General features: G+C 62.9%; 4 protein-coding genes. All 4 read right to left on the reverse strand.

Translation table 11 applies throughout. The features are described from left to right. Positions 1-96: 96 nt before the first annotated feature. The gene (locus ACW9IB_RS29160; protein WP_457416761.1) at positions 97-2,538 is read right to left on the reverse strand and encodes a penicillin acylase family protein; all 2,442 of its coding nucleotides are present in this window, start codon (positions 2,536-2,538) and stop codon (positions 97-99) included. A 182-nt stretch (positions 2,539-2,720) separates the two neighbouring features. Next, positions 2,721-3,365, reverse strand: a complete 645-nt coding sequence (locus tag ACW9IB_RS29165; protein ID WP_457416763.1) for a glutathione S-transferase N-terminal domain-containing protein — start codon at positions 3,363-3,365, stop codon at positions 2,721-2,723. A gap of 93 nt (positions 3,366-3,458) precedes the next feature. Further along, positions 3,459-4,244, reverse strand: a complete 786-nt coding sequence (locus tag ACW9IB_RS29170; protein WP_457366430.1) for an ABC transporter ATP-binding protein — start codon at positions 4,242-4,244, stop codon at positions 3,459-3,461. Continuing rightward, entirely contained in the window at positions 4,241-5,299 is a 1,059-nt protein-coding gene (locus ACW9IB_RS29175) for a FecCD family ABC transporter permease (protein WP_457416765.1), read from the reverse strand. The genes ACW9IB_RS29170 and ACW9IB_RS29175 overlap by 4 nt, the downstream gene beginning before the upstream one ends. Between the last annotated feature and the right edge of the window lie 90 nt (positions 5,300-5,389).

The raw sequence follows: 5,389 nt of genomic DNA on the forward strand, positions 1-5,389 counted from the left end.
CAGATATTTCAGCTGAACCACCGCATTCGCGAGCAAGCCCGCTCCCACACAAGCCAGCTCCCACATTTCGATCCGGTTCCTTCAGGTGGAACCGGGTTACTTGCCGGGCGTCAGGGTCAGCCGGGTTTTGCCATACGCCGCGTCAAAGTTCTGCGGTTGCATCGGGAAGCTCAGGTATTGCGCCTTGAGCGACGGGTCGATGCCATTGGCATAGTGCGGGCTGGCCGGGTTGCCCGATTGGCCGATACCGCCCTGGCCCATCATCGGTTCGGCGAGGCCGAAGTCGACGATCATGCGCAGCGCCGGTACCTGGGTGGTGGCGAAGTCCTGGCCCCAGCTGTACGGCGCCGGGTTCAGGGTGTTGTGGTCACCGCCGCTGGCCAGCGGGCCACGGATCACCTGGCCATTGCTGTTCTTCCAGGTGGTGCTGTGCAATTTGCCCCACTGCCAGGCCTTGTGATCGCCGCCCAGTTGGCTGTCACCGGCGGTGATCGCGGCGGCCAGGCTGCGGGCGAGGATCGTCGGTTTGTCTTCTTTCTGCGCGGTGCGCACATCGTCCCAGAACGGGCTGTCTTCACGGCCCAGCAGGTGGTCGGCGTTGGCGGGGTAGGACAGGTTGGCGTTGCTGACAAAGGCTTTCCAACTGGCGCTGTTTTCCGGGCCCAGTTCATCGAGGAAAATCTGCCGGGTGCTTTCTTGCAGGAACAACTCGTAGATCGCCGCATCGGCGGAACTGGCGACCAGGCGCCCGTCAAAGGCCATCAGGCGGCCGAGGGCTTCCCGTGCCTTGGCCTGTTCGGCGGGCGCCAGGGTGTCAATCGCCTGCTTGAGCGGCTGGGCCATGCCCGGCGCCTGGAACATTGCCTTGAGTTTGGCGGCGAAGGTGGTCGTCTGGTCGTATTGCATGGCGATCAGGCTGCGGCTGTCATGCTTGCCGGCATTGGCCAGTTGCGCCAGGCGTTCGCTGCGCTCCGGGGCGGCCCAGGAGTTGGACAGCTGCATGCCATAACCCCGGGGCGCGGTGCGCTGGTTGGCGGTGCCGATCCAGCCTTGCGGCGGGTCCTGGTCATAGGGGTGCAGCATCGCATCGGCGTAACCGTCCCAGTCAAAGCGCGCATCCCAGCCCGGCGACGGCAGCAGGCCTTCACCTTCGCGACGGTTGGGGAAACGCCCGGTGACTTGCCAGCCGATGTTGCTGGCGTCGGCGAAGATCATGTTCAAGGCAATCGCGCGAATTTCACGGGTCGCATCCGAGGCCTTGCCGGCGTTTTGCGCACGGGACAGGTCGAAGAATGCGTCCAGGCTCTTGTCGTCCTTGAAGTCGGCGGTCTGCAGGGCCAGGCCGAAACCGCTGGTCAGCGCCTGGCTGCTGTTGAGCAGGGCGCCGTGACGGGTTTCATACACCACCTCACGAATCGGCCGCTGGCCCTTGGCGAAATAGGTTTCGTTGCGTACCAGCGCCGGCAGCCATTTTCCATTGTTCTCGTAGTACAACGCGCTGCCCTGGCGTTTGACCTTCTCCAGGAACAGGTCCTGGGTATCACCTTTGACGGTGCTCATGCTCCACGCCACTTTGCCGTTGAAACCGGACAACAGGGTCGGCAGGCCGGCAACCGAGGCGCCGACAGCCTGGTATTTCGGCGCACGAATCTGCACGTAATTCCACGGCGAAGGCGCTTGCGGCTGGGCGGCCAGGTCGTTGGCCAGCAGGCTTTTACCGCTGCGGCTGCGTTGCGGGCCAATTGCCCAGTTGCTTGAGGTGGTCACCGCCAGTGCGTTGAGGCTGCTCAATTGCTGGCTGACGCTGTCGAGGCCGGCGAGCCCGGTGATCTGGCTCAGGTTGACGCCCTTGAGCTTGTCGGCTTCGGCCAAGGGAATCGGTTCATCCGGCGCGCTGGGGGTGAGCCAGGCGAGCTTGTCGGCCCCGACTTTTTGCGCCAGTACCAGGGAGGCCAACTCTTCCTGCAAGTTGGACGATTCGCTGAAATTCAGCAGGCAGAACAGCAGGGCCGAATCTTCCGGCTTCCAGTACTCGGGCTTGTAGCCGGTCTGGGCCAGGTCCGGCGGCAGCTTGTCGCGGTAGCGGAACAGGTAGGCGTTGACGCCCCGGGCATACACTTCGAAGAAGCGCTTGAGGCGCGGCGACGAGGCGTTGTACAGCTCGCCGGCGCTTTTCTTCAGGTTGACCGCGCGCATGAAACGGTCGACGTCCAGCACCTCCGGCCCCGACAGCTCCGCCAGACGGCCCTGGGCCAGCAGGCGCAGGGTGACCATCTGGGTGATGCGGTCACTGGCGTGCACATAGCCGAGGCTGAACAGTGCGTCATGGAAGGTATTGCTTTCGATCAACGGCATGCCCTGGGCATTGCGGCGCACGGACACATTTTGTGCCAGGCCTTTGATCGGCTGCACACCGGCCACCGGCGGCAGGGTGTCCTGGGTGCTCTGGAGCTGGCAGCCAGCCAGGCTCAAGGCACTGGCCACCGCCGCGGCAACGCCGAACCGGGGAAGAAAATGTGAGAGGGCTGGCGAGGCCATGGCAAAGCTCCTGCGGGGGTAGCGTCAGTAAAGGCGCTACGTTAGTGAGCGCGGCGAAACGACGCAAGCAGGAGTTTGGGGAAAGTATTGGGTCGTGAGTCTGGTGCTGATGGAATGTGGGAGCGGGCAAGCCCGCTCCCACACAAGCCCGCTTCCACAGTTTGACTGAGTACGACGGAAGATCAGGATTTGGGCGGGTTCACTTTCTGCACCAGTTCATAGGCCCGAACCGTCGCCGGGCGCTCCTTGATGCTGTTGAACCAGCGATGCAGGTGTGGGAAATCTTCCAGGCGCTGGCTCTGCCACTTGTGGGAAACAATCCATGGGTAGATCGCCATGTCGGCGATGCTGTAGTCCTCGCCCGCCACAAAGGCACGATCCGCCAGACGGCGGTCCAGTACGCCGTAAAGACGCGCTGTCTCATCGACATAACGCTTGATGGCGTAAGGAATCTTTTCTGGTGCGAACTGGCTGAAATGGTGGTTCTGCCCGGCCATCGGCCCCAGACCGCCCATCTGCCAGAACAGCCATTGCAGGGTTTCCTGACGAGCGCGCAGGTCTTTGGGAATGAACTGTCCGGTTTTTTCCGCGAGATAAAGCAGGATGGCACCCGATTCAAACAGCGAAATCGGCGCGCCGCCGTCGGTCGGGTTCTGATCGACGATAGCCGGAATGCGGTTGTTGGGCGCGATCTTCAGGAAGTCGGGTTTGAACTGATCGCCTTGGCCGATATTGATCGGGTGTACCTTGTAAGGCAGGCCGGCTTCTTCCAGGAACAGTGATACTTTGTGACCGTTGGGGGTAGTCCAGTAATACAGGTCGATCATGAAGCTCTCCAAATGAGCGAATGCCTGTGGGTATAGGTGAAGCTCGGAGAGCGAAAATTCAATGAAGTATTTGCGCATACCCTTATAAGCAAATCACACAGGACCATCCACCAGCACCTGCAACGACTGCTGCGAACAGCGCTCGATCCGCACTTGCACGCCATATACCTGGGCAAACAAGCCTGGGTCGAGCACCTCATCCGCCGCGCCGCTGGCGTACAGGCGGCCTTGACGCAGCACGGCGATCTGGTCGGCGAAGCGCGCGGCAAGGTTGATGTCGTGCAGCACCACCACGGCGATCAGGTTGTGTTCACGCACCAGCCCACGCACGCACTCCATGACTTTCAACTGATAGTTGAGGTCGAGGGCGCTGGTGGGTTCGTCCAGCAACATCACCTGGGGGCGACGCGCGATGAGCTGGGCGAGACTGACCAGTTGGCGCTGGCCCCCCGACAGCGTGCTGAGCAGTTGATCCGCCAAATGGGCGATGCCGATGCGCTGCAATGCCTCGAAGCCTTCACGCAAGCAGGCTTCGCTGGACAACGGCACGCCCTCCACCGTGGCCACGCGCAAGGCGGCGATCACGCTTTCCATCACACTCAGGCTGAGCCCCGGTGGCAGGTTCTGCGGCATGTAGGTGACGCGTCGTGCCCGCTCGGCCACCGACATGGCCGACAGGTCCAGGTCACCCAGGCGTACAACACCTTGCATCTTTTCCAGTCCGGCGATGGCCCGCAACAGTGTCGACTTGCCGGCGCCGTTTGGGCCGATCAACGCGGTCAGGCTACCGTGGGGCAGGGCGGGCAGGCTGAGATCCTGCACGATTTGCCGACGACCATAACTGACGTGGGCGTTGTGTACCGATAGACCCGCACTCATAACTGTCGCCCTCGCTTGAACACCAACACCACGAAAATCGGCACCCCCACCAGCGCCGTGACAATACCCACCGGTACCACCACCCCCGGCATGATCAGCTTGCTGGCGATCGACGACAGCGACAGCAGCAAGGCGCCGGTCAAGGCGCTGGCCGGCAGCAGGAAGCGCTGGTCTTCACCTACCAGAATCCGCGCGATATGCGGACCCACCAGGCCGATAAAACCGATGGTGCCTACGAACGCTACGGCAGTGGCCGACAACAAGCTGATGCGCAGCAACGAGAAAAAGCGCAGGCGCTTCACGTCCACGCCGAAGCTTTGCGCGCGGTCCTCGCCCATGCGCAGCAGCGTCAGGCGCGGCGCGGCGGCGAACGAAAACGGCAGCACCAGTGCGACCACCAGCGCCAGGATGCCCAGCTTGTCCCAGTTGGCCCGGGTCACGCTGCCCAGGGTCCAGAACACCAGTTGTTGCAGCACATCTTCGGTGGCCACCAGTTGCAACAACGCCACCACCGCGTTGCAACTGAACACCAGCGCAATGCCGAACAGCACCAGGCTTTCCACCCCGGCACCGCGCAGGCGCGACATGGCTTGGAGCAGGAACACTGACGCGGCGGCAAATATGAACGCCGAGACGGAGATCGCGGTATTGGCCGACATCCACACCGTGGTCACCGGAAACACGATGACCAGCGAGGCGCCCAGCGCCGCCGCCGACGACACGCCGAGGGTGAACGGGCTGGCCAGCGGGTTGTTCAGAATCGCCTGCATCTCGGCGCCCGCCAGCGACAGCGCGCAGCCCACCAGCACTGCCATCAAGGCGTAGGGCAGGCGCACGTTCCAGATAATCACCTGGTCGGTGACGCTCAAGTGGGACGGGTGCAGGATCCCGTCCAGCAAGGCCAGAAGGCCCATGCCGGAGGGGCCGCTGGCCAGGTCCACCAGGATGGCGCAGGCCAGCGCCGTACCGAGCAGGCCCAACAGCCAGGCCCGTCGCGCCAGCAGGCGGCGGTAACCGTGGGTGGCGCTGGCGAGGTCGAGGGTTTGAGTGGTCATGGGGCTCACACAGTTTCGAGAACAATGAAGATCTAAATGTGGGAGCGGGCTTGCTCGCGAATACGGTGTATCAGTCGACCTATTCAGTGA

This window comes from Pseudomonas sp. SDO524_S393 (assembly GCF_054071875.1).

What these genes read in the sequence shown, in the direction of transcription:
- ACW9IB_RS29160 (WP_457416761.1), bottom strand. Translation starts at nt 2,538, where the DNA reads ATGGCCTCGCCAGCCCTCTCACATTTTCTTCCCCGGTTCGGCGTTGCC.
- ACW9IB_RS29175 (WP_457416765.1), bottom strand. Translation starts at nt 5,299, where the DNA reads ATGACCACTCAAACCCTCGACCTCGCCAGCGCCACCCACGGTTACCGC.
- ACW9IB_RS29170 (WP_457366430.1), bottom strand. Translation starts at nt 4,244, where the DNA reads ATGAGTGCGGGTCTATCGGTACACAACGCCCACGTCAGTTATGGTCGT.
- ACW9IB_RS29165 (WP_457416763.1), bottom strand. Translation starts at nt 3,365, where the DNA reads ATGATCGACCTGTATTACTGGACTACCCCCAACGGTCACAAAGTATCA.